The organism is Rhodovulum sp., assembly GCF_011048875.1.
GTDB classification, from domain to species: Bacteria; Pseudomonadota; Alphaproteobacteria; order Rhodobacterales; family Rhodobacteraceae; genus Rhodovulum; species Rhodovulum tesquicola.
The window spans coordinates 1-3,356 of record NZ_DSDD01000379.1; the positions used below are offsets into that span (position 1 = coordinate 1).

The 3,356-nt window shown below is 68.3% G+C and carries 3 protein-coding genes; all 3 read right to left on the reverse strand.

The features are described 5' to 3' along the window. Positions 1 to 131: 131 nt before the first annotated feature. Entirely contained in the window at positions 132 to 1,184 is a 1,053-nt protein-coding gene (alr, locus tag ENN83_RS13300; protein ID WP_287187706.1) for an alanine racemase, read from the reverse strand. A gap of 64 nt (positions 1,185 to 1,248) precedes the next feature. Beyond that, on the reverse strand, positions 1,249 to 1,704 hold the full coding sequence (locus ENN83_RS13305) for a hypothetical protein (RefSeq protein WP_287187707.1): 456 nt from the start codon (positions 1,702 to 1,704) through the stop codon (positions 1,249 to 1,251). 461 nt (positions 1,705 to 2,165) lie between these two features. After that, positions 2,166 to 3,356 (reverse strand): replicative DNA helicase (locus ENN83_RS13310; RefSeq protein WP_287187709.1); only part of this gene is annotated, 1,191 nt, incomplete at its 5' end.

A 3,356-nucleotide genomic window follows, 5' to 3' on the forward strand; every position in this document is an offset into this window, starting at 1 on the left:
AAGGAATTCGCGGAAGTAGAAGGGGGGGCGGAGCATGGCCGCAATCGTCGCCACAAGAAAGATCGCGATCCGGCCGAGGGCTGCGAGCCCCGCCAGCGTCGAGCGGCCGATGGCGGCGACCGGAGCGAGGATCATGGCGCGGCCGCGCCGTCATGGCGGCGGGTGTAGCGCGGGCCGAGGCTGGTAAGCACCTCGTAGCCGATGGTCCGGGCGGCGGCGGCAACCTCGTCCACGCTTTGGTCCGGGCCGATCAGGTCGAGCGCGTCGGGGATGTCGGGCAGGTCGGTGATATCGGCGGTGATGAGATCCATCGAGACGCGGCCGAGGATCGGGCAGGGGCAGCCATCGGCCCAGAGCGTGCCGCGGTTCGTCAGATAGCGCAGGATGCCATCGGCATAGCCGCCCGCGACGGTGGCGACGATGCGGCGGGTGTCGGCGGTCCAGGTGCAGCCATAGCCGACGCTTTCGCCGGGCTCGACCGCGCGGATCTGGATCACCGGCAGCGACAGGCGCAGCACGGGCGCGGCCTCGGCGAAGGGAAGCGCGCCGTAAAGGCCGATGCCGGGGCGGGTGATCTCGAAGTGATAGTCGGGGCCCAACAGGATGCCGCCCGTTGCCGAAAGCGAGCGCGGCACGCCACAGCCCTCGGTCATCTCGCGGAAACAGGCGAGTTGTTTCCGGTTGAAGCCGGTCGTGTCCTCGTCGGAGCAGGCGAGGTGGCTCATGATGAGCCGCGGCCCGGCGGCCAGCGCGTCGGTGCGGATCGCGGCCCAGTCGGCGGGTTCCATCCCCAGACGGTTCATGCCGGAATCGAGCTGGATGCCGAAAGGGTGGCCCGGCAGCGCGGCAAGGTGGCGGGTAAACTGGTCGGGCGAATTCAGCATGGGCACGAGGCCCAGATCGGCGATCAGGCCGGTATCGCCCGCCATGTGGCCGCCGAAGACGCCGATCTCGGGGCCGGGGCCAACGGCGGCGCGGATCGCGGCGCCCTCCTCGGCGACGGCGACAAAAAAGCGGCGGGCACCGGCGCGGGCCAGCGTGCGCGCGACCTCGGCCGCGCCGAGCCCGTAGGCGTCGGCCTTGACGACTGCCGCGGTTTCGACGCCCGGGCCGCTGGCGCGGTCAAGGGCGGTCCAGTTGCGCGCGATCGCGTCGTGGTCGATGGTAAGCAATCCGCTGGCCATGGGCGCTGTTTCCGACAGAGGCGGGGCATACGTCAAGGCGGATTCCGGTTTTCGGTCGCCATGTTCAGCGCCGTTCGTGGTGGGCGCCGGTCCAGATCAAGGTCTCGCCGGTCTCGGCGACAGGCGCAGTCCAGCTGTCCAGTGCGCCCGCTTCGGAAATCGACAGCCCCTTGGTCGAGAACAGGTCGCCATCTCCGAAAACCGGCAGCGCGCTGTCGCCAGCAAGCGCGAAGACCACGCCGCTGCATCCGGTCGGGCCGAAACAGGCGTCGCCGCAGAGCCGGGTGAACAGCAGTGCCTTTTCGCGGGCCAGCGCGATCCGGCCGGCCTGCAGTTCGGGGGTCTCGCCCTCGATCGCGCGCACCATTTCGAGGATGGGGCCTGCGATCCCGCGGACGAGGGCGAGCGCGTCCGCATCGTCGATGCCCAGCGTGATCGGGACGGCCGGTCGCGGCGGGACCGTCATGGCGGTCTCGACGGTCTCGGCGCGGTCCTCGCGGTCGTCCGCATCCTCGTTCATCGCTGTGGTTCCGGGATCGGGCAGGGCAGCAACCGGTTGCGAGGCCGGGGCTGCGGCCGGGGGGATACAGGGGCGTGCGGCGGTTGTGGCAGCAGGGCGGGAATCGTTCCAGCCGATAGGGTCACCCGGGCATTGCCCTCGGAAAACGGATGCCCGGGGCTGCCCTCGATCACGAATTCCAGCGGATGTCCCGTCCGGCAGGCAAGCCGGCAACAGACGGACGCCCCCCTCGGTGTCGCCGCCTTCCGGGATTGTCTACGATTCCCGTGCCCCGGCTGCAGCGCCAAGACCCGCAGGTGCCAGGCCGCCAGAAGGCTGTCGTTTTTCGCCATGCGCCCGCGCCCAGCCGGTTCCCCTGCCAGAAGCCCAGGGTGCAATCCCGCCGCAGCGAAGGAATGGTCGAAGCTTCATTTCCGGGTTGGGCACCGCGACGCGAACACCTTTTGCCTTCGGGGCTTCGGTCAGAATCCGTCCGTGTCGCCATGACCCTGCTGCCAGGGCTTCACCAGATTGCCGAAGCGGGTAAAGCGGCCCTCGAAGCTGAGTTCCACCGTGCCGATCGGGCCGTGACGCTGCTTGCCTATGATGACCTCGGCCTTGCCATGGCAGCGTTCCATGACCTCCTGCCACTTGGCCATGGCCTCGAGATTGTCCTCGCCGGGTTTCTCGCGTTCCTTGTAGTATTCGTCGCGGTAGACGAACATCACCACATCGGCGTCCTGTTCGATCGAACCGGATTCCCGCAGGTCGGACAGTTGCGGGCGCTTGTCCTCGCGGCCTTCCACCTGACGCGACAGCTGCGACAGGGCAATCACCGGGATGTCCAGTTCCTTGGCGATGGCCTTGAGACCCTGCGTGATCTCGCTGACCTCGTTCACCCGGCTGTCCTTGGTCGTGGCGGGACGGACGAGTTGAAGATAGTCGACGACCAGCACATCCAGCCCGTGGGTCCGCTTCAGCCGCCGCGCGCGGGCGGCCAACTGGCTGATCGGCAGGGCGGGCGTGTCGTCGATGAAAAGCGGGCAGGCCTCCAGCGCCTTCGCGGCCTCGACGAAGCGGCGGAATTCGACCTCGGTCATGTCGCCGCGGCGGATCTGTTCGCTGGGCACCTCGGATGCCTCGGACAGGATCCGCGCGGCAAGCTGTTCGGCGCTCATCTCAAGGCTGAAGAAGCCGACGACGCCGCCATCGACCGCACCCTCGGACCCGTCGGGCTGCCGCCCCCGGCGATAGGCTTTCGCGACGTTGAACGCGATATTGGTGGCCAGCGAGGTCTTGCCCATCGAGGGCCGCCCGGCAAGGATCAGCAAATCCGACCGGTGCAGCCCGCCCAGCTTGCGGTCCAGGTCGACAAGGCCCGTCGAGATGCCCGAAAGCTGCCCGTCGCGCTGATAGGCGGCGTTGGCGACGTTCACCGCGTCGGTCGCGGCCTTGAGGAAGGATTGGAACCCACTTTCGGACTGGCCCTGTTCGCCCAGCTTGTAAAGCGCCTGTTCGGCCTCGACGATCTGGGTGCGCGGCTCGGACGAGATATCGACCTTGGCCGCCTTGTCCGAGATGTCGCGGCCAAGCCGGATCAACTCGCGCCGGATAGCGAAATCGTAGATCATCTGGGCGTAATCCCGCGCCGCGAAGGTCGAAATCGCCGCGCC

Bases quoted from the DNA above. Each gene is read 5' to 3' on its own strand.
- alr (WP_287187706.1), bottom strand. From the start codon at position 1,184: ATGGCCAGCGGATTGCTTACCATCGACCACGACGCGATCGCGCGCAAC.
- ENN83_RS13305 (WP_287187707.1), bottom strand. From the start codon at position 1,704: ATGAACGAGGATGCGGACGACCGCGAGGACCGCGCCGAGACCGTCGAG.